This is a genomic window from Plantibacter auratus (assembly GCF_050587365.1).
Classification (GTDB): Bacteria; Actinomycetota; Actinomycetes; order Actinomycetales; family Microbacteriaceae; genus Plantibacter; species Plantibacter auratus.
The window spans coordinates 161242-181250 of the sequence record NZ_JBOBFV010000004.1 but is presented as its reverse complement, the minus strand read 5'-3'; the positions used below and the strand labels follow the sequence as shown (position 1 = coordinate 181250).

Sequence of the window (20009 nt, the reverse complement as noted above, 5' to 3'; positions counted from 1 at the left end):
TGTCGAAGGGCGTGACCGGCGGGGCGTCAGGCCTCGCCGGTGCTCCACCAGGAGGCGACCGGCGTCCCGTTCACGACGTGGTCGCCGATCGCCCTGGCCTTGAAGCGGGACGGGTTGTGCGAAGCGATCGTGCGGGCGTTCCGCCAGTGCCGGTCCAGCGCCCGGTGCGTCTCCACGGCGCTCGCACCGCCCACGTCGAACAGGGCGGTCGCGGCGTCGAGCACGGCGGGCAGGATCACGAGCTGCGCGCGCGCCGTCGCGATTTCGACGGCGGCGATCCGTTCCTGGACGAGATCCGGGTCGGCACTGAGGATCGCCGCGCTCGAACGCCCCAGCGCGGTCGTCGCGGCGGCCAGTGCGGCGTCGGCAGCGAACGACTTCGCCGACAGCTCACCCACGACCTCCTGCACGATCGGGTCGGCCTGGGCGGTCGACGCCGCACCGTGGCTGTAGGTCCTGGTCCGCGTCCGGACGAACACACCGGCGTCGTCGACGATGGCGCGGCCGATGCCCGTCACCGCCGCCAGCAGGACCAACTGCACGAACGCGCCGCCGTGCGAGGGGCGTTCCGGCTCGCGCCGGGTCACCGCCGACGCGTCGACGGCGACCTCCGTGAAGACGGTGGTCCCGCTGCCCGTCAGTCGTTGTCCGAACCCGGTCCAATCGTCGATCCGATCGACACCCGTGGCGTCCGTCTCCACCAGCACCGAGACGAACTCGCCGTCCTGTTCGGCGGCGACCCCGACGAGGTCGGCGAACAGGGTGCCCGTGCTGTAGAACTTGGTGCCGTTCAGTCGGAGACCGCCCGGCGTCTCGGTGAGTCGGGTGGCGAGGGATCCCACCTTCGCGGCCGACCGCTCGTGGCTGGCGTTGCCGACGATGGCTCCGTCGGCCAGCCGGGCGAGGCGCGCCTCGCGGTCCGCGGACGCCGGCGCGTGCAGCGTGCGGTCGATGTAGGAGAAGTGGGAGCGGAACAGTTGCGCGAGGTTCGGGTCGCGTCTGGCCAGCTCGGCGAGCAGCTCGAACAGCTCGCCGTGCGTGGCCTCCTCGCCGCCGTACCGTCGCGGCAGCGTCACACGGGTGAAGCCTGCTTGCCGCAGTGCCTCCACCTCGGCATACGGCAGGCGGCGCTCACGCTCCCGTTCGACGGCGTCCCGCCCGAGCTCGTCGAAGAGCGGCGCGAAGCGCTGCGCCAGGTCCCGGTCGATCGTCGCCGTCTCGCTCATGCCTGCTCTCCATCCGCCGGAACGGGCTCGGTCTCGTGTCGCGCCCCCGGAGCCTGCCACTCGGGCAGGGTGCCGTTGAGCTCGAACTGCCCGAGTGCCGCCGAACGCTGCACGGCGGGATTGTGGGAGGCGATCGTCCGGACGTTCCGCCAGTGCCGGTCCAGCGCGGTCGACCGGCCGACGGCGGAGGCACCACCGACCTCGAACAGGCGGCTGAGGGCATCGAGGACGAGCGGGAGGACGACCTGCTGGACGCGGAAGACCTCCAGGAGTGCCGAGCGCGCGGCGTCCGGATCGGAGGTCGGTTCATCCAGGGTCCGAGCGGACGCGAGGACGAGCGCGCGGGCCGTATGCACGACGCTGCTCAGCTGGCCCACGATCGACTGCACGAGCGGATCCTCGCGTGGCAGGTGCTCGCCCGCGTGGCCGACGGTCCGTCGCCTGGAGCGCACGTAGTCGACGGTGTCCTCGAGGGCACGTTGCGCGATGCCCGCCACCACACCGAGCAGGATGAGCTGTTGGAGGGCGCCCGTCCGGTGCCACCCCGCCGCGTCGCCGCTGTGGACGACGAGGTCGCGCGGGTCCACCGGTACGCGGTCGAAGGTGGTCGTCCCGCTTCCGGTCAACGGTTGTCCGAAGCCGTCCCAGTCGTCCACCGAGCGGGTGCCAGGATCGTGCGCGGAGACGGTCACGGCGACGCGGTCGGTCCCGTCGAGCGCGGACAAGTAGATCCAGTCGGCGTAGATGCTGCCGGTCGTGTAGTACTTCGTGCCGGTCACCGTGAGGAGTTCGCCGTCGCGGTCGAGGACGGTCTCGAGGTGCGCGGTCGCGTGCCGCTCCGACTGCGCGTTCCCGACGAGGTCGCCGACGCTCAGCCGGGCGAACCAGTGCTCCCGATAGGCGGTGTCGGGCGAGGCGAGCAGCGCCTCGACGAACAGGATGTGTCCCCGCCAGACGTGCCCGAGGCTCGAGTCCGCCGCCGAGAGCGTGATGAGCCGCGCGAACAGCTGCTCGAGCGTGAGCCCGCCGCCGCCGGACGCGACCGGGACTCTGGCAGCGGCGAAGCCCAGGTGCTTGAGCTCGGCGACCTCGTCGAACAGGAGGCGCCGGTCGGTCTCGCGCGACACGGCGCCGCCGCGGATGGAGGAGAGGAACGAGTCGAAGTCGTCAGCGCTCATCGGTGCAGCACCCGCTTCGCCAACACGTTGCCGAGCAACTGGGCGAGCTGCACGAGCAGGACGAGCGTGACGACCACGAGTCCGACGACGATCCAGTCGAACCGCTGGTAACCGTAGGTCATGGCGAGGTCGCCGAGGCCGCCGCCGCCGAGCACACCTGCCACGGCCGTCGCATCGACGAGGGCTACGAGGATGTAGGTCAGTCCGAGGATGAGTGGGCCGAGCGCCTCGGGCACGACGATCGTGAACAGCACCCGCACGGGGCTCGCCCCCATGGCCGCGCCTGCCTCGATGGCACCCGGTGAGACGGCGACGAGGTTCGACTCGGAGACGCGACCGATGGCGACGCTCGCGACGAGGATGAGCGGGATCGTCGCCGGAAGCGGTCCGAGGCCGGTGCCGAACACGAGCCGCGTGAGCGGGATGAGCGCGATCGCGACGATGAGGAAGGGCACCGGTCGGATGACGTTGATGACGAAGTTGAGAACGCCGAACACGACGCGGTTCTGCAGGAGGTTTCCGGGCCGGCTCGCGTAGAGCAGGAGGCCCAGCAGGATCCCGATGACCGTCGCGACGGCGAAGGACACGGAGACCATGAGGCCGGTCTCCCCGATGGCCTTGAGGAGACGCGGGAAGAACGCGTCGGGATCGAAGTCACGCATGGGTGTGCTCCTTCAGCGTGGTGGGGTCCTCGGCGAGCGGTTCATGCCCTTCGACAGGCTCAGGGACCGGCGTGGGCTCAGGGACCGGCGCAGGCTCAGGGGCCCGCGAGGTCGGCGCAGGGTCGATCGCGGTGACGGTCGCCGTGGCGCGGAGCCCCGCGATGGCGGCGTCCACGCGGTCGTCCGGTCCGAGCAGCTCGACCGTGAGACTGCCGAACAGCCGCCCCTGGAGTTCGTCGACGCCGCCGAACACGACGTTGAAGTCGATGTCGTTGTCGCGTGCGACCCGCGAGAGGAACGGGTGGTTGGTGTCGCGGTCCTCGACGTGCAGCTGGACCAGGCGCCCGTGGTGCACCGCCCGGATCTTCGCGAGCACCTCGTCGGAGGGGATGTGGTGGAGCACCGACGAGACGAAGCGTCGCGCGGTCGCGGTGCGTGGTGCAGAGAACACCTCGTACACACTGCCCTGCTCCACCACCTCGCCACTCTCCATGACGGCGACCCGGTCGGCGAGTTCGCGGATGACGTCGATCTCGTGAGTGACGAGCAGGATCGTGACGCCGTACTCCTCGTTCACCCGCCGGAGGAGCTCGAGGACCTCGCCGGTCGTCTGCGGGTCGAGGGCGCTGGTCGCCTCGTCGGAGATGAGGATCTCGGGGCGGGTGGCGAGGGCGCGGGCGATGCCGACCCGCTGCTTCTGCCCGCCGGAGAGCTGCGACGGGTAGGCGAGGGCCTTGTCGCTCAGCCCGACGAACGCGAGCAGCTCTTCGACGCGGTCGAGGATCTCGGCGTCCGGCACCTTCGCGAGTTTGAGCGGGTAGGCGATGTTCTTGTAGACGGTCCGGGACTCCAGGAGGTTGAACTGCTGGAAGATCATGCCGATCCGCTGACGGGCGGCGTAGAGCGCCTGCCCGGCGAGTGCGGAGATCTCGAGCCCCTCGACGATGACCCGCCCGCTCGTCGGCCGCTCGAGGGCGTTGACGGTGCGAAGGAGCGTCGACTTCCCGGCGCCGGAGTATCCGACGATGCCGAAGATCTCACCCCGCTCGACCGTCAGGTCGACGTGGCGCAGCGCCTCGAAGGCACGGCCCTTCACCTCGAACGTCTTGCTGACGTCCTCGAAGACGATTGCTGTGTTCATCACCTGCTCCTCTCGCGGGCGGGCCGTCCGGGAGACCCCGGACGGCCACTGCGTGGTGGCCGCCGGTCATCGGGAGGCGATGACCGGCCGCCGTGGTGCTACTCGGCTTCGGCTTGGAGCTCGGCGAGCTTGTCGCGGAGGTCCTTCACCGGGACCTTCACGAGGATCGAGTTCCCGGCGAACTCATCGTCGAGCGCCTCGGCGACGCGCGGGTCGGCGTAGGTGTCCTCGAGGATCTTCCAGGCCGGGTTGTCCTTGTCCTCTGCGCGGGTGGCGATGACGTTGACGTAGGGCAGGTTCTTCTCGGAGAGCGAGTCGTCGAGGAAGAGCGCGTCGTCCTTCGTGATGCCCTGGCTCGGGTCGAAGTAGGAGGTCCCGACGACGACGGCCGCGAGGGACGGGTCGTCGAACTGCTGCGGGATGCTCGTCGCGGGCAGTGGCACGAACTGGAGGTTCTTGTCGTTCGCGGTGACGTCCTCGACGGTCGGGAAGTTCCCCGCGTCCGCTGCGATCTCGATGAGTCCGGCCGCGGCCAGGATGTTCAGGGCACGGCCGCCGTTGGACGGGTCGTCCGGGATCGCGACGCGCGCGCCGTCGGCGAGGTCCTTGACGTCGGTGAGCGTCTTCGAGAAGACGCCCCACTGCGTGATGACGGTCGAGAACACCGGTGTCAGGTCGGCGTCGTTCTCCGCGTTGAAGGCCGAGAGGTAGAGGATGTGCTGGAAGGCGTTCGCGTCGACGGTGCCGGCGACGAGTTCGGTGTTCGGGAGGACCCAGTCCTTCACGTTCACCCACTCGACGTCGAGGCCCTTCTCGGCGGCGACCTCCTTGACGGCGTCCTGGAACTGCGTGTCCTCCGACACCGCGATCTTCACGCTGAGGCGCTCGGCGGGTGCGTCGGAACCGGTCGCCGCGTCGGCGGCACCGTTCTGGCCACCGACGACGACCGAGACGACGACGGCGATCGCGGCGACGGCCACCACCGCGACACCGCCGATCAGCAGGTTCCGACGCTTCCGCTTGCCGGAGGCGATCGACGCCCGCAATTCGCTCGGTTCTGGTCCCGTGTGCTCACTCATGATGGTCCTCGGCTCTGTCTGTGGGTGCACTGGTGCGTGCACGGAGCCAGTTTCCACAGGCGTGCGGAGGGACGCCCGTTGCGTTACCGCGGACCGTCACCGTTCGAGATGAAACGTAAACGCGCAGCACGGACGGGCGATCGTCCCTACACTGCGGCACGTCGACCGGCGCTCCGCACCTCCCGCGGTGCTTCGACAGGCTCAGTGGCCGGGGCTGGGGCTCAGTGACCGGGGCTGGTGCTTAACGCCCGGGGCCCAACGCCCGGGGCCGGGGCTCAACGACCGGAGCTGGGGCTCGGCGACCGAATCCGGCGCTCAGCGGCGGGGTGCCCCGCGCGCCTCTACCGGTCCCTGAGCCTGTCGAAGGGCGGGGTCAGGCGGGGTGGACGACGTTGCTCCGGCGGCGGGCGAGGCGTCGGCCCGCGAGCTGATCGAAGATCGGGCAGTCGGGTGAGGGGATCGGCGACCCGTGGTGGGTCGGTGCTCCGGCCAGAGGGGTCTGTTCCGGAGGAGAGGACGCCGCCCGCGCGTCGAACCCGTGGGTGAGCGTCGTGAAGATCGGGGACGCGGAGCGCGGCCGGCGCGCGGACGAGCTGGGCACGGGGTCCTCTCGGGAGTCGGCGGCGAGGGCTTCGCGATCACGGTGAGTACGTCGCGACAGCGGTGCCCATATTCTAGAACATGAATGCTGAGTGTCGGCCGCCACCTGTCAGGTGGCCACCGTCACCCGACGTCGTATCGCGCCAATGCATCGGCGTCCTGGGCGATCCGCGATGCCCGGCGGGCGGCGTCGAGCGCCTCGACCGGATCGTCGACCGCTGCCGCCTCCGCGAGCGCGAGCTGCCGCTGTGCCTCGGCGAGGCGCGTCCTCGCGTCGGCACCCACCCTCCCTCGGTGCGCGGAGATGACGTCGACGGCGACGCGGATGTTGCTGTCCGCGGTGAACAGTGCCCCGCGCATCGCCTCGCGTGCGTTGTCGAGGCGCTGCTGTGCGCTCCGGGCGGTCGCGAGGGCCGCGTCGAGATCGATGTCGGCGGCGCGAACCGCCTCCAGGCGTCGCATCGGATCGGGCAGGACGCGGTCGCCGTCCGTGGACGTGGTCGACTCCGCCTCCAGGAGCGCGCGGTTCGCCCGCTCGACGGCAGCCGCGATGACGGCGGCCGTCTCCGCGCGTTCCACCGTCGCGCCCAACGCCTCCGCTTCGGCGATCACCGTGCGGAGCTCCCGCCCCGCTGCGGCGAGTTCGGTCTCCGCTGCAGCGATGCCCGCGAGCGAACGCTCGACGGCGTCCAGCCGGTCCTCCGCCTGCTGCAGCTCGCGCCCCAGGGCGTGCAGTGACGCGGCGGCCGGCTGGGCGGTGCCGATCCGATCCTTCGTCTTCGCCGCATCGGCCGTCGCCTGGTCGACTGCGTCCTGCGCGGCCCGGCGGAGCACCCGGGCGTCCTCGACGGCGCTCGCCGCATAGCGCTCGGCAGCTGAGGCGATCGCGAGGCCGGTGGTGGTGAGTCGTTCGCGCGCGCGGTCGATGCGTCGCTCGAGCTGGTCGAGGAGGTCGGGGGCCGAGCGCTCCGCTCCACGCCGCTCGTCGAAGCCGCGCAGTCGCGCGCTCAGCGTGCGCTCGACGTCCTCGCAGACGCTGATGATCCGCTCGTTCCAGGTGCGACGCTGCGCCTCCGTGTCAGCGATCTCGTCCTCGAGCGACTGGCGGAGCCGGAACGCCTCCCCGAGCGCCGAGCGCGCCGAGGCGACGTCGGCGGCATATCCTCGGGCGGCTTCGCGCCCGAACTCCGCTTCGGCGAATCCGACCTCGTCCTCGGCCTCGCGGACTGCGTCGTCGGTGCGGACGAGGGCGATGCCCGCGCGGCGGTGGAGGTCGTCGATGGAGGCGACGGGGGTCTTCGGATTGCGCCGACGCAGCAGGGTGACGAGTAACCAGACGATGATGCCGACGCCCCCGAACACGATCAGCGAGGGGAGCCACCACAGGTCGTCCATGGGCTCCAGTCTACGAACGCGGAACGGGCGTCGGCTGGGAAGGACGTGGCGCCGGGTGTCGGTCGTCGACGGCGTTTCGACGCCTGTCGAGCTTCCTCGGGATCGCGTTCGACGCGTCGGTCCGCGGGGCTACCCTGAACCCATGACCCGCCAGCAGCGCCTCGTGCTCACGATCGCGATCCTCTCCTCGTTCGTGGCGTTCCTCGACGGCTCGGTCGTGAACGTCGCGCTCCCCGCGATGACGAAGGAACTCGGCGGCGGCCTCATCGTGCAGCAGTGGGTGGTCGACGCCTACCTGATCACCCTCGGTTCGCTCATCCTGCTCGCGGGCTCGCTCTCCGACGCATTCGGGCGCATCCGCATCCTCCGCATCGGGCTCATCGGCTTCGGCGTCACCTCGATCCTGTGCGCCGTCGCGCCGACCGCCGAGGTGCTCATCATCGCCCGGCTGCTCCAGGGTGGCGCGGCTGCGCTGCTCGTGCCGAGTTCGCTCGCCATCATCATCTCGACGTTCAGCGGCGTCGCGCAGGGCAAGGCGATCGGCACCTGGACGGCATGGACGGGGGCCGCGGGCATCACCGGCCCGCTGCTCGGCGGGGTGCTCGTCGACACGCTGTCCTGGCGCCTCATCTTCGCCATCAACATCATCCCGATCCTCGTCACCCTGTGGCTCATGATGCGCACTGACCGCGTGCCCGAGCCCGAACACCGCCCGCGTATCGACGTCGTCGGCGCGGTGCTCGGCGCCGTCGGGCTCGGCGGTCCTGTCTTCGCGCTCATCGAGCAGGAGCGCTACAGCTGGTCGAGCCCGATGCTGCTCGTGCCGCTCATCGGCGGGGTCGTGTCCTTCGTCGCATTCCTCTGGTGGGAGCGCCGTCACCCCGACCCGATGCTGCCGCTGTCGCTCTTCCGCGTGCGCAACTTCGGCTACGGCAACATCGCGACCGTCTTCATCTACGGTGCCCTCTCGCTCGGCTTCTTCGCCATCGCGGTCTTCGTCCAGCAGACGGCGGGCTTCAGTGCCACTCTGGCCGGCATCGCGACGCTGCCGCCGACGCTCGTCATGCTCACGTTGTCGTCGTGGTTCGGCAAGCTGGCCGGCAAGCACGGACCGCGGCTGTTCATGACGATCGGACCGATCGTCGCCGGCGTCGGCTTCCTGCTGATGATGGGTGCGCAGCAGGACCTGAACTACTGGGTGCAGCTGTTCCCGGGCATCCTGCTCGTCGGTCTCGGCCTCGCGATCACGGTCGCGCCGCTCACCGCGGGCATCCTCGGATCGATCGATCCGGCCCATGCCGGCATCGGATCGGCGGTCAACAACGCGGTGTCGCGCGTCGCGGGCCTCGTGTCGATCGCTCTGGTCGGCATCATCGCCGGTGGCGAGCTCGGCGTCGACGGGTTCCCACGGGTGGTCCTGGCGACCGCCGTGTTCATGTTCGTCGGCGGTGTGGTGTCGTTCGTCGGCATCCGGAATCCGCGGACCGCGACCGCGCCGGAGACGACGACCTCGTCGCCGGCCTGACGCTGTCGCCTGGCGGCGAGCCCTCGGTCAGCGCGGGTCGACACCGGTGACGGCGGGCGCGGTGGTGGCCGCCCCGATCACCGCGTGGAGCATCTCGCGGAGCTGGGTGAGATGCTCGGCGTCCATCCGGAGCTCGTTCATGACCCGGTGCGGGATGGCCTCCGCCTGGGTGCGCAGCTCACGGCCGGCGGTGGTGAGTGAGACGTCGAGCACGCGTTCGTCGAGTCGGCTGCGGTCGCGTCGGACGAGCCCGGCGGTCTCGAGGCGCTTGAGGAGCGGGGACAACGTCGCCGGCTCGAGCTGCAGCGCTCCGCCGAGGTCCTTGACCGAGCGCGGGCTGTGCTGCCAGAGGGCGAGCATCACGAGGTACTGCGGATGGGTGAGACCGAGCGGTTCGAGGATCGGCCTGTAGAGCGAGATGACGCTGCGCGACGCGACGGCGAGCGCGAAGCAGACCTGGTTCTCGAGCTGGAGTAGGTCGTCGGCCGTGGCGACGGTGGTGGATTCGTTGGCGGTCACGGTCCCATCGTACCCAAATGATTAGTACACTCATCAATATGAGCGAGAAACGATCCTTCCGGGAGTCCGTGCGCGAGGCCGGTGGTCTGTACGGCTGGGTGAACGGCCGCATGTGGAAGGTGCTCGGTCCGCCGCCCCTCGGTCCGTACAACGAGGAGCCGTTGCCTCCGGCCGCGCAATCGGGGTGCCCGATCTGCGGCCACGCCATGTCGGAGCACATCGTCGACCGCACGACCGGCCCGCGCACGCAGCTGCACTGCCCGAAGGCGCCAGCTGCCTGAGGGCGATCTCCATCCCGGGTGGCAGGACGTCATCCTCCAGGTGCATGCGGGCTTCCGCCACGCCTGCTGAACTGGTGATATGCCTCAGGTCAACATTTCTTCCACGCCGCCGGTCCCGTCCACCGGCGACGCCACCTCGCGTCGCTGGCACCTCATCGACGCCCTCCGCGGGTTCGCACTCGTCGGCATCCTCTTCGTCAACGTCCCCGACATCACCCGGCTCGGTAGCGACATCCCGTTCGACCAGCGACAGTCCACGCTCATGGACACCGTGCTCGAGTTCGCGGTGCAGACGCGGTTCGTCCCCATCTTCGCCTTCCTCTTCGGGCTGAGCGCGATGCTCGTGATCCAGGGCGCCCGCCGTCGCGGCACCGGCGCGCTCGTCCCGATGCTGCTGCGTCTCGGAGCGTTGCTCCTGATCGGTGTCGCGCACGGGTTCCTCTACCCGGGCGAGATCCTCCGCGAGTACGCGATCTGCGGGATCCTCATGCTCCCCCTCATGCTGTGGTTGCCGCGCTGGGCGCTGCTCGGGTCCGGTGTCGTGCTCACGATCGCCGCCTACGCGCTCACGGGCGGTGGCCTCGCGACCCTGCCCGGACTGTTCCTCGCCGGTGCGGGGGCGGCGGCGTACGGCTTGCCGAAGGTGCTCGACGCCGGGCGGCGGCCCGTGTGGATCACCTTCCTCGTGGCGGCGGCCCTCGCCGTCCCGGCCGTCGTCTGGCAGACCACCGAACCCGGCGACCCACGGTTCACGACCGCCGGAGGGATCGCGGGCGGGATCCTCGCCGTCGTGTACGTCACCGGATTCGCGCTGCTCTGGCAGACGCCGGTGCGTCGGGTGCTCGCGGCCGTCTTCGAACCTCTCGGTCGCATGGCCCTCACCAACTACCTCGCCGCGAGCGCCGTGTTCGCGGTCGTCGGGCTGGTCGTCCCCTTCCGGGAGATCGACGACCTGGCCGCGGTGAGCGTCGCAGCGGTCGCGCTCATCGCGGTGCAGTCGGTACTCAGCCGCCTCTGGCTGCAGCACTTCCGCTACGGGCCGGTCGAGTGGGTCTGGCGGATGGCCACCTGGCGTCGCGCCGTCCCGCTGCGGGGTGCTGCGCTGCCGGCCGCCTGAGCGCTGAGTCGCCCGGATCTGCACGATTTCGGCTCGGATTCGTGCAGATCCGGGCGACTCAGCGGGGCGGGAGTGAGGCGGTGGCGGCAGCGACCGCGACCGTGTCCGCTGGTTCGCGTCCGAGCAGGGTTCGGAGGTCGTCACCCGTGCCGTCGAGGAATCCGTGCCGGACGCCGGTGAAGATCGACATGAGCATGGCGGGCTGGAACGGCTTGAGCGCGGCCTCAGCCAGCGTCGACCGCTGCTCGGCGAGGGAGACGGAATGGAGTGGGACGCCCAGCCGATCGGCCACCTGCGCGGCCGTGATCGGTTCGCCCACGAGGTCGTAACTGCGACCGACGTGGTCCGACGGTGACGTCGCGACGACGGCCGCGGCCTCGGCGAGGTCGGCTCGTGCGACGGCGGCGAGCGCGCCGTCGCCGAACGCCGAACCGAGCGAGCCGCCCGACCACGCCAGGAGCGACCCGAACAGCTCGGAGTACAGGCCGTTCCGCAGGATCGTCCAGGCCAGGCTGCTGTGCTGCAGCCGACGCTCGGTCCACCGGTGCGCGAGCGCGAACGCGAGGTGGTCTCCGGCCGAGGTGAGGCTCGTGTACACGACATGCTGCACCCCGTCCCGCTCGGCCGCGGTGATCGCCGTCTCGTGTCGGGCGATCACGACGTCGTCCTCGGCTTCACCCGCCGACACCAGGACGAGCGTGTCGAGCCCGACGAAGGAGACGGTGTCGGGGTCGTCGAAGTCGATCCGTTGCGCGCCGTCCTGACCGCTGCGGTTGCTCGCGAGCGGTGCGGCCCCACGGGTGGTGAGCGCATCGAGGATCGCGCTGCCGAGTTGGCCGGTGGTTCCGGTGACGAGGATCATTTCAGGGCCTTTCGGTGTTCGGACTGATGACTCGGACGAGTCTGCGTCCCCTGTTTCGGCCCCACAAGAAGGCACTTCCATGTCACTCACGCACACCGCGGTAACCGCCGACCTCGAACCCTGCGGCAAGGAGGACCACCCGGACTGCGGCATCCGGGACGTCCTCGACCGCATCGGCGACACCTGGTCGGTCCTCGTCGTCGTCGAGCTCGCGTCGGGCGACCGCCGGTTCCGCGAGCTCCAGCGGGCGATCGACGGGATCTCCCAACGCATGCTGACGCTGACCCTCCGCAGACTCGAACGCGACGGCCTCGTCGACCGGACCGTGTACCCGACGGTTCCCGCGCAGGTGTCCTACGCGCTCACCTCGTCCGGTGCTGGGCTCTCCCACCTGATCAAGACGCTCGCCGACTGGTCGCTCGAGCAGCGGCCGGTGATCGCGGCGTCGCGTTCGGCGTACGACGCCGCCCACCCGGGGCACCGCATCCGGTGAGCACTGTCGCGTGACGCCCGCGCGGAGTAGCGTCGGCGCATGGAGCATCCGATCGTGCATGATCCCGACGATCCGTTCGTCGAACGCGTCAGGCGGATCTGCCTCGCCTATCCGGAGGCCGTCGAGACGTTCGGCCACGGACGCCCGCGGTTCAAGGCGGGCAAGCGCGTGTTCGTGACCGTCGGGTCGGAGATGCGCATCCCGCACAGCATCACGTTCACGCCGGCCGAGGAGGAGCGCGGCGCCTGGCTCGAGGACGACCGGTTCTGGTCGCCGAAGTACGACGGCCCGTCGGGCAAGCTCGCGTTCGACGCCGGTCTCGACGGCGACGACGGCCGCACGCTCGACGACGTCGACTGGGCACTCATCGCTGAGTTGATCGACACCTCGTACCGGCAGGTCGCCCTCCAGCGGCAGCTCCGGGCGCTCGACGCGCGCTGACCCGGGACGGGCCCGGTCGCGGCAGCATCTCGAAAGGGTCGTGCCAGACTGACGAGCGGGGGAGCGTCATCGAGACGCATCGGAAGTGGGGAGCCATGAGCGACCGGGGCGCAGCCGGGACATCACCTGAGCGCGATGACGCCGAGGCCAGCGCCACCGGATCCGTCCACGCGACCTCGACCGTGGCGACCTCGACCGACCCAGACGACGCATCCGCGGATCCTCAGGATCCTGCCCGCCGGTCGCCCCGAGTCGCGTTCCTGATCGCGTATCTCATCCGCTCCGTCGACCTCGTCGTCTCGGCCGTCCTCATCATCGCCATCGGGGGCGTCGTCACGACGCTGTTCGGCATCGTCGGCACCGCCATGCGCGTCGATCAGACGACCGGGTCGTACGGCCCCGACGCGCCGCTCGTGCTCGGCGGGCCGTCGGGGGCGGAGCTCTGGTACCAGATGCTCGGCTCGCTCGGCGGGTGGATCCTCCTCGCCGTCGGCGTCATGCTCGTGATCGTCCAACCGGTGATGGAGGTCGTCCGTCGGAGGACCCCCTCGCGCGGGCTCGCCTACGTGAGCGGCCTGACGGCGGTCATGGTCGCCGGGATCGGCTTCGGTGTCCTGGTGGTCTTCGGGATACCGCCCGTGGGGTTGATCGCCAGCGGAGCCGCTGGTGGGCTGGTGAGCAATCTCGGATCAGCACTCGCGATACTCGTCTTCGGACTCGTCGTCTACGGAGCCCCCGTGCTGATCGTCGCCGCGCTCATCATGCTCCTCTCCTTCGCCATCGGCCGGCGAGGGGTGCGGGTCGTCACTGCGGTGCTCGCTGGTTTCATCGTCGTCGCCGTCATCGTGGCGTCGACCGGTGCGTTCCGCCCGCCGCCCGCGCGTGAGGTCGCCGCGGCGCAACGGTCCGAAGCCGAGGACGGATTCACTCGGGCGCTCGCGGACATCGACGGGATCGCCGACATCGAGGTCGTCGGTCACGGCGCGACGGTGACGATGTCGCTCGATGCCGGCGTCGGGCAGGTGCTCGGCGCGGCGGACGCGGCGAAGCGTGCCGGGGAGGACCTCGAGGGCATCGCGATCGTCGTCATCCAGCGCGAGCCGGACCCGACGTCGGCCGCCCAGCAACAGGATCCACCACGGGGACCGTGGCGGGTGCAGCTCGTGCCGAGCGATCAGAGCATCGACGAGATCGCCGACGAACTGCAGCGGCTGATGCTGACGGAGCGGCTGCAGGTGTCGATCGCCGTCACGGAGGGGGCACCGCTCATCACCGTCTTCTCCATGGACGCCCTTCCCGCGGCGGTCCGGGAACTCCGCGGGATCTACCCGGACGGCGCGCACTACCGTGTGCCGGAACGCTTCTCCATGGCGGACGACCCGGCCGAGCTGAGCGTGCCGATGGTCGACGCCATCCTCGCCGTCGTCGAGGCCTACCCCGATGTCGAGATCGAGGTCAACGCTCAACCGAAGCTCTACGTGAACGACGTAACCCCGGAGGAGGCCGCAGCGATCGTCGCCATCCTGCAGGACCCGGCGCTCGCCGGAACGAGTCCATCGGGGTACCCCGCCGACTACCAGATCCACACCTCCGGCCCCGAGGGGGACGTCTACCTGGAGGGCACCTTCGGTTGAGCCCCTGCCGGTAGCGTGAGGGGATGACCGCCGCTCAGCCCTCCCGCCTCCAGTTCGGTGCCTTCGTGATGAACACCGGCTCCCACATGCAGCACGGCCTCTGGCGCCACCCGGACGCGAAGCAGCACACCTTCGACGACGTGAACCTCTGGGTCGACCTCGCGAAGACGCTCGAGCGGGGTCGGTTCGACACGATCTTCTTCGCCGACGTCGTCGGGGTCTACGGCGGTGCCGGAGCGTCCTTCGACGTGAACGCGCGCGAGGGCATGCAGTTGCCGAGCAACGACCCGTCGATGCTGCTGTCGGCGTTGGCGATCAGCACCGAGCACCTCGGCCTCGCGTTCACCTCGTCGATCCTGCAGGAGCACCCGTTCACCTTCGCCCGGAAGATCTCGACGATCGACCATGCGTCCGGTGGGCGGGTCGGCTGGAACATCGTCACGAGCTTCCTCGAGAACGCGGCGCGCAACTACGGGCTCGACCGCCTCGTCGAGCACGATGAGCGGTACGCGTGGGCCGAGGAGTACGTGGCGGTCGTCGGCAAGCTCTGGGAGGGGTCGTGGGACGACGGCGCACTCCTCGCCGACAAGGCCAGCGGCGTCTTCGCCGACCCCACCAAGGTGCACCGCATCTACCACGTCGGCGAACGGTACCGCGTGGAGGGCCCGCACCTGTCGTCGCCGTCACCGCAGCGCTCGCCGCTCCTGTTCCAGGCCGGGTCGTCCGGCGCGGGGAAGGCGTTCGCCGCGAACTACGCCGAGGTGCAGTTCATGATGGCGCCCAGCATCGAGGCCGCTCGGGCGTCCGCGGAGTCGACGCGCGCGCTCGTCGCCGAGACCGGCCGCGACCCGCGCGACGTCAAGTTCTGGCAGGCGATGTCGTTCATCGTCGGCAGCACCGAGGAGGAGGCGAAGCGCATCGAGGCCGAGTACGACGACCTCCTGTCGGCCGACGCGTTCCTCGCTCACTCGAACCTCGGCACCGACCAGGCGACCGGCAAGCCGATCGACCCGGACACCCCGCTGAAGGACGTCGAGACCCAGGGCGGGCACAGCATGCTCGAGGCGCTGAAGGCCCTGTCGCCGGACCGGGAGCCGACCGTGCGCGACCTCGCCAAGCTCACCGCGAAGCTGCGGGGTCGCGTCGTCGGCACGCCGGAGCAGATCGCCGACCACCTGGCCGAGTGGCGAGCGGCCGGGATCGACGGGATCAACGTCGCCAACTGGATGATCCCGCACTCCTACGAGGTCTTCGTCGACGAGGTCATGCCGGTGCTGCAGGAGCGTGGGCTCGCCCAGCGCGAGTACGCGCCGGGCACGCTCCGCGAGAAGCTCTTCGGTGCGGAGCCCACCCTGCCGGAGACACACCCGTTGCGCGCCTACCGCGGCGCCTTCGCCGACCGCTGACCCGCACCCGCTCGGCAGCAGGACATCCTCCCGAGAGCAGGACGTTTCGACGCGGAATGTCCTGCTCTCGGGCGGATGTCCTGTTCTCGTGCCGCGGCGGGCTACTCCGGCTTGGCCGTACCGACGGCCCAGACGAAGGGCGGCGGCGTTCCGTTGATGGACCAGTCGCCGACGATGCGCGTCTTGTAGATGATGGGGTTGTGCGACGCGACCGTGCGGGCGTTGCGCCAGTGGCGGTCGAGGGCGCTCGTGCGGCTGACGGCTGAGGCGCCGAGCGTGTTGAACAGCAGCGTCGCGGACCGTGGGACGAGCTCCGAGAGCACCACCTGCGCCTGGGCGGAACGGATCTCGGCCTCGATGTTCGCCTGCAGGTCGTCCGCGGAATCCCGGTCGGCGGCGGTCTCCGACGCCTGCTCGATCGCCGCGGCGACCCCGAGGACGGTCTGCTTCGCGACGAACGCGATCGACGAGATCTCGCCGACGACCGCCTGGATCTGCCCGTCGTCCTTCACGAGCGGTGCGAGACCGTGCGTGTAGACGCGGGTGCGGGCGCGGATCTGCTCCCCGGCGTCGCGCTCGACCGCCGCCGCGATCCCCGCGTGCACGGCGATGAGCACGTGCTGGTAGAGCGCGGTCTGGTATCGGAACCGGTCGGTGAAGGGGTGCAGCTGGTCGGCGTCGACGACGGCGTCCTCGAACACGATCGTCCCCGTGCCGGTGAGCTGCTGTCCGAAGCCGTCCCAGTCGTCGGCGATCGTCACGCCCAGCTGGTTCGTGCGGACGAGCACGGTGACCTCGGTGTCGGGCTGGCCCTCGACGACGAGTCGCGCGGTGGCGTCCGTCCAGTCGGCGTAGATGCTGCCCGTCGTGTAGAACTTACGGCCGTTCACGACGTAGCGGCCGTCGCGCTCGGTGACGACCGTTCCGGAGACGCCGAGCGCGCCCGAGCCGACCTCGCTCCAGGCGTTGCCGACGATCTCACCGGCGACGAAGCGCTCGAGCCAGGCGGTGCGTCGGTCGCTCGGGGCCGCGACCAGCTGGTCCTCGACGAGGGCGATGTGGCCGCGGAAGATCTGCGGGAGGTTCGAGTCTGCCGCCGCGAGCTCGATCAGGAGCTCGGTGAACTCCGGGAAGGTGAGTCCCGAACCGCCGAACTCGGCGGGGACCCTGAGTGCGCCGAAGCCTGCGGCAGCGAGCTTCCGCACCTCCTCGCGCGGGAGCCGGTGCTCGAGTTCGCGCTCCACGGTGCCGGCCTGGATCTCGGCGAACAGCGGCAGGAGCAGTTCCCGGGCGGCCGCGAAGCCGACCGGGCGGGCAGTGGTGGAGGGGGCGGAGGTCATCTGGTTCCGTTCCGGAGGCGGCGGTGGGCCGGTCTTGTGGTTGGCCCTTCGACAGGCTCAGGGACCGGTGGAGGTGCTCAGGGACCGGTGGAGGTGCTCGGCGACCGGTGGAGGTGCTCAGGGACCGGTGGAGGTGCTCGGCGACCGGGTTGAGCAGTCTGGGTTCGGTCCCTGAGCCTGTCGAAGGGGGGGGAGTGGCGTGAAGGCCTAGGTGTAGAGCGAGATCGGCTGCAGCTCGCCGTTCAGGTGGTTCGCGCCGACTTCGAGCTTCTTGTAGTCGACCGGGTCGTGGAGGGAGTGCGTGCGCACGTTCCGCCAGAACAGGTCGAGTCCCACGGAGGCCTTCGCCGAGCTGGACCCGGTGACCTCGAAGATGCGGTTCGCGACCTCGATGCCGAGCTCGGTGGAGACGACCTTGAGCTTGGCGATCTCGATGGCGATGGCACCACGGTCCTCCGCGGTCACCGCCGCTCCCCGCTCGATGATGCGGTCGAAGCGGGCATTCGTGCGGTCGGCGAGCGCCTCGACGGCGGCGATCGACGACACGAACTCGCCGACGACGCGCTGGACGAACGGGTCGTCGCGGTAGGTCTCGGCGTGGCTGAGGAACCAGGCGTTCTTCCGCGCCCGGACGAGCTCCGTGCCCTGCGCGAGCGCGCCCTCCGCGATGCCCAGGTAGAGGTTGCCGAACGCGAGCTGGATGCCGGGCGTCACGAGTGAGGAGAACGGTTCGTCACCGACGGTGCCGAGGATGTCCGCCCGCTCGACGAGCACGTCGTCGAACCGCACGGAACCCGACGCGGAGAGCCGCTGGCCGAGCGCGTCCCAGTCGCCGAGGTAGGCGATGCCCGCGCGGTAGTGGTCGAGGACGAACTGGAAGATCGTGCCGTCGTGGTCACCACCGCGGACGACCGCGTTGACGAGGATGACGTCGCCGGCCGAGGCGCCCGTCGAGAACCGCTTGAGTCCGTTGAGGCGGAACGCGTCGCCGTCCTGGGTGAGCGAGAGGTCGGGGTCCGTCGGGTTGACGGAGTCGCCCCAGATCCAGCGGCCCTCCACCGTCTTCCGGTGCCACTCGGCCTGCGCGGCCGGGTCGGCGGTGAAGCCGATGTTGCCGGCGTTGATGTAGTGGTAGGCGAGCAGCTGGCCGATGGAGGCGTCCACGCGCGACAGGATGCGGACGACCCGGAAGGCGCTCTCCCAGTGTCCGCCACCCCCGCCGAACTCGGCGGGGTCGAGCAGGTTGACGAGGCCCGATTCGCGGAGGAGGTCGAGCTCGGTGGTGGGGTCGAGGTTCGCGCGGTCGCGTTCGAGGACGTCGACCGCGAGCTTGGTGGCGACCTCGGTGGCGACGGCGTCCCAGTGCGCGAGCTCGGCGTCGTCGGCGGTGCCGGACCAGTGCGTACGCCCTTCGGGGACCGGCTGCCCGGTCACTGAGCCTGTCGAAGTGCTGATCGTGTCGATGCTCATGCTGAGGCTCCTTCTGGGGCGTAGGCGTTGGTCTCGTCGGCGTTGTCGGTGTCGAAGAGGGAAGGCGCGGTGTCGTCGGCGGCGGACGGCTGCCCGACGTAGGCGCCGCGGTACCGGTGGGCCGGGTGCCACTCGGGCACGACGGGGGAGCCGGTGCCGTTCAGGCGGCCGCGGAGGGTCCCCTCCGGGTACTCGTCCCAGACCCGGCCGCGGCGACGCAGCTCGGGCACGAGCAGGTCGACGACGGCCTCGAAGGTGCCGGGCGTGATGACGTAGGCGAGGTTGAAGCCGTCGGTTCCGGCGACGTCGATCCACCGCTCGATCTCGTCGGCGACCGTCGCGGCACTGCCGACGAACACCGGCCCGATGCCGCCGATGCCGATGTAGTGGGCGATGTCGCGCGGCGTCCACTCGCGCTCCGGATCGGCGAGCGTGAAGATCGCGAGCGCCGAGCGGGCGGCGTCGGTGTCGACGTACTTGAGCGGCTTGTCGGGGTCGAAGGAGGAGAGGTCGAGGCCGGACCAGCCGCCGTAGAGGGTGAGGGCGCCGTCGAGCGAGATGTACTGCTGGTACTCCTCGTACTTGGCCTGCGCCTCCTCGTCGGTCTCGGCGACGATCGCCGTGGCGAGGGTGAGGATCTTCACGCTGTCGCGCGGGCGTCCGAGGGCCTCGGCGCGTTCGCGGATGTCGTCGGTCGTCTTGCGGGTCAGCTCCGGGACGAGCCCGTTGATGAACACCGCCTCGCCGTGGGTGGCCGCGAACTGGCGACCGCGGGCCGAGGCGCCGGCCTGGAAGATGACGGGGGTGCGCTGCGGCGACGGTTCCGAGAGGTGGATGCCGGGGACCTGGAAGTGCTCGCCCCGGTGGTTGATGGGGTGCACCTTGGTGGGGTCGGTGTAGACGCCGTTCTCCCGGTCGATGACGACCGCGTCGTCCTCCCAGGAGCCCTCCCACAGTTTGTAGGTGACGTCGAGGAACTCCTCGCCGATGCCGTACCGGTCGTCGTGCTTGATCTGGGTGGTGAGGCCGAGGTTGCGGGCGGCGGAGTCGAGGTAGGAGGTGACGACGTTCCAGCCGACGCGCCCCTTCGTGAAGTGGTCGAGCGTCGAGAAGCGGCGGGCGAGGGCGTACGGCAGCTCGTAGGTGGACGCGACGGTGACGCCGAAGCCGAGGTGCTCGGTCGCCTTCGCCATGGCCGACACCTGGATGATCGGGTCGCCGACGGGCAGTTGCGCCGAGTCGATGAGCGCGGGCGCGGAGGAGTGACGGTAGACGTCGTAGATGCCGACGACGTCCGCGATGAACAGGGCGTCGAAGGTGCCCCGCTCGAGGAGTCTGGCGAGGTCGATCCAGTAGTCGATGTCGTTGTAGCGGTGCGCCTGGTTGTCGGGGTGCTTCCACAGGCCGGGCGCCTGATGGGTCACGCAGCTCATGTCGAACGCGTTGAGGATGATGCGCTTGCTCACAGGGATACCACCGGGTCGTCTCGTCGAGGCTGGGTCCGACGGCGATCACGGCGCCGTCCAGCACGACGGTACTCGGGGGCTCGGGTGCTCGCGAGGGGCCCGAAACAGAGCGTCACATGAGCCGCTGGGCGTCCGTTCCTCACGGTTCCTTCCCAGAGTTACTTTACCTTACGT

At 70.1% G+C, this 20009-nt stretch carries 19 protein-coding genes; 7 read left to right on the top strand and 12 right to left on the bottom strand.

The features are described from left to right. Window positions 1-26 precede the first annotated feature (26 nt). The 7 genes from ACQ3HE_RS16015 to ACQ3HE_RS15985 form a co-directional block, all read right to left on the bottom strand. Window positions 27-1226: an acyl-CoA dehydrogenase family protein gene (locus ACQ3HE_RS16015; RefSeq protein WP_430893438.1), complete on the bottom strand. Its 1200-nt coding sequence runs from the start codon at window positions 1224-1226 to the stop codon at window positions 27-29. Then, complete coding sequence (locus ACQ3HE_RS16010; protein ID WP_159876032.1) at window positions 1223-2404, bottom strand: acyl-CoA dehydrogenase family protein; 1182 nt, start codon at window positions 2402-2404, stop codon at window positions 1223-1225. Before ACQ3HE_RS16010 ends, ACQ3HE_RS16015 begins: the two co-directional genes overlap by 4 nt. Then, window positions 2401-3066 carry a methionine ABC transporter permease gene (locus tag ACQ3HE_RS16005; RefSeq protein WP_079706489.1) on the bottom strand — a complete coding sequence of 222 codons (666 nt, stop codon included), beginning with the start codon at window positions 3064-3066 and terminating at the stop codon, window positions 2401-2403. Before ACQ3HE_RS16005 ends, ACQ3HE_RS16010 begins: the two co-directional genes overlap by 4 nt. After that, entirely contained in the window at window positions 3059-4207 is a 1149-nt protein-coding gene (locus tag ACQ3HE_RS16000; RefSeq protein WP_430893437.1) for a methionine ABC transporter ATP-binding protein, read from the bottom strand. Before ACQ3HE_RS16000 ends, ACQ3HE_RS16005 begins: the two co-directional genes overlap by 8 nt. 98 nt (window positions 4208-4305) lie before the next feature. Further along, window positions 4306-5286 (bottom strand): MetQ/NlpA family ABC transporter substrate-binding protein, encoded by a 981-nt coding sequence (locus ACQ3HE_RS15995; protein WP_159876028.1) that lies wholly within the window; start codon window positions 5284-5286, stop codon window positions 4306-4308. A 373-nt stretch (window positions 5287-5659) separates the two neighbouring features. Continuing rightward, window positions 5660-5887, bottom strand: a complete 228-nt coding sequence (locus tag ACQ3HE_RS15990; RefSeq protein ID WP_430893436.1) for a hypothetical protein — start codon at window positions 5885-5887, stop codon at window positions 5660-5662. Between the two features lie 122 nt (window positions 5888-6009). After that, window positions 6010-7281 (bottom strand): coiled-coil domain-containing protein, encoded by a 1272-nt coding sequence (locus ACQ3HE_RS15985; RefSeq protein WP_430893435.1) that lies wholly within the window; start codon window positions 7279-7281, stop codon window positions 6010-6012. 142 nt (window positions 7282-7423) lie between these two features. Between ACQ3HE_RS15985 and ACQ3HE_RS15980 the strand changes: the two genes are divergently transcribed. Next, window positions 7424-8806, top strand: a complete 1383-nt coding sequence (locus ACQ3HE_RS15980) for an MFS transporter (protein WP_430893434.1) — start codon at window positions 7424-7426, stop codon at window positions 8804-8806. 27 nt (window positions 8807-8833) lie between these two features. On the opposite strand, the gene ACQ3HE_RS15975 is transcribed toward ACQ3HE_RS15980, so the two are convergent. After that, window positions 8834-9325 (bottom strand): MarR family winged helix-turn-helix transcriptional regulator, encoded by a 492-nt coding sequence (locus ACQ3HE_RS15975; RefSeq protein WP_191941939.1) that lies wholly within the window; start codon window positions 9323-9325, stop codon window positions 8834-8836. Between the two features lie 38 nt (window positions 9326-9363). Between ACQ3HE_RS15975 and ACQ3HE_RS15970 the strand changes: the two genes are divergently transcribed. Continuing rightward, on the top strand, window positions 9364-9606 hold the full coding sequence (locus ACQ3HE_RS15970; protein ID WP_064296841.1) for a hypothetical protein: 243 nt from the start codon (window positions 9364-9366) through the stop codon (window positions 9604-9606). A gap of 79 nt (window positions 9607-9685) precedes the next feature. Further along, complete coding sequence (locus ACQ3HE_RS15965; protein WP_430893433.1) at window positions 9686-10723, top strand: DUF418 domain-containing protein; 1038 nt, start codon at window positions 9686-9688, stop codon at window positions 10721-10723. Between the two features lie 58 nt (window positions 10724-10781). Here the strand turns inward: ACQ3HE_RS15965 and ACQ3HE_RS15960 are convergent, their stop codons facing one another. After that, window positions 10782-11585, bottom strand: a complete 804-nt coding sequence (locus ACQ3HE_RS15960; protein ID WP_430893432.1) for an NAD(P)H-binding protein — start codon at window positions 11583-11585, stop codon at window positions 10782-10784. Between the two features lie 79 nt (window positions 11586-11664). Between ACQ3HE_RS15960 and ACQ3HE_RS15955 the strand changes: the two genes are divergently transcribed. The 4 genes from ACQ3HE_RS15955 to ACQ3HE_RS15940 all read left to right on the top strand — a co-directional run bounded on the left by ACQ3HE_RS15955 (window position 11665) and on the right by ACQ3HE_RS15940 (window position 15559). Continuing rightward, window positions 11665-12078, top strand: a complete 414-nt coding sequence (locus ACQ3HE_RS15955) for a winged helix-turn-helix transcriptional regulator (RefSeq protein WP_079706497.1) — start codon at window positions 11665-11667, stop codon at window positions 12076-12078. 39 nt (window positions 12079-12117) lie between these two features. Further along, window positions 12118-12519, top strand: a complete 402-nt coding sequence (locus tag ACQ3HE_RS15950) for an MmcQ/YjbR family DNA-binding protein (protein ID WP_430893431.1) — start codon at window positions 12118-12120, stop codon at window positions 12517-12519. Window positions 12520-12614: 95 nt separating this feature from the next. After that, window positions 12615-14153 (top strand): hypothetical protein, encoded by a 1539-nt coding sequence (locus ACQ3HE_RS15945; RefSeq protein WP_430893430.1) that lies wholly within the window; start codon window positions 12615-12617, stop codon window positions 14151-14153. 23 nt (window positions 14154-14176) lie between these two features. Then, window positions 14177-15559, top strand: coding sequence for an LLM class flavin-dependent oxidoreductase (locus ACQ3HE_RS15940; protein WP_430893429.1), 1383 nt, complete (start codon window positions 14177-14179; stop codon window positions 15557-15559). 101 nt (window positions 15560-15660) lie between these two features. Here ACQ3HE_RS15940 and ACQ3HE_RS15935 read toward each other — a convergent pair whose 3' ends face one another. The 3 genes from ACQ3HE_RS15935 to ACQ3HE_RS15925 all read right to left on the bottom strand — a co-directional run bounded on the left by ACQ3HE_RS15935 (window position 15661) and on the right by ACQ3HE_RS15925 (window position 19835). Continuing rightward, window positions 15661-16899 (bottom strand): acyl-CoA dehydrogenase family protein, encoded by a 1239-nt coding sequence (locus ACQ3HE_RS15935; protein WP_430893428.1) that lies wholly within the window; start codon window positions 16897-16899, stop codon window positions 15661-15663. Between the two features lie 207 nt (window positions 16900-17106). Next, a complete protein-coding gene (locus tag ACQ3HE_RS15930) occupies window positions 17107-18369 on the bottom strand; it encodes an acyl-CoA dehydrogenase family protein (protein ID WP_430893427.1) in 1263 nt (420 codons plus the stop codon). Further along, window positions 18366-19835, bottom strand: coding sequence for an NtaA/DmoA family FMN-dependent monooxygenase (locus ACQ3HE_RS15925; RefSeq protein ID WP_191941931.1), 1470 nt, complete (start codon window positions 19833-19835; stop codon window positions 18366-18368). Before ACQ3HE_RS15925 ends, ACQ3HE_RS15930 begins: the two co-directional genes overlap by 4 nt. Between the last annotated feature and the right edge of the window lie 174 nt (window positions 19836-20009).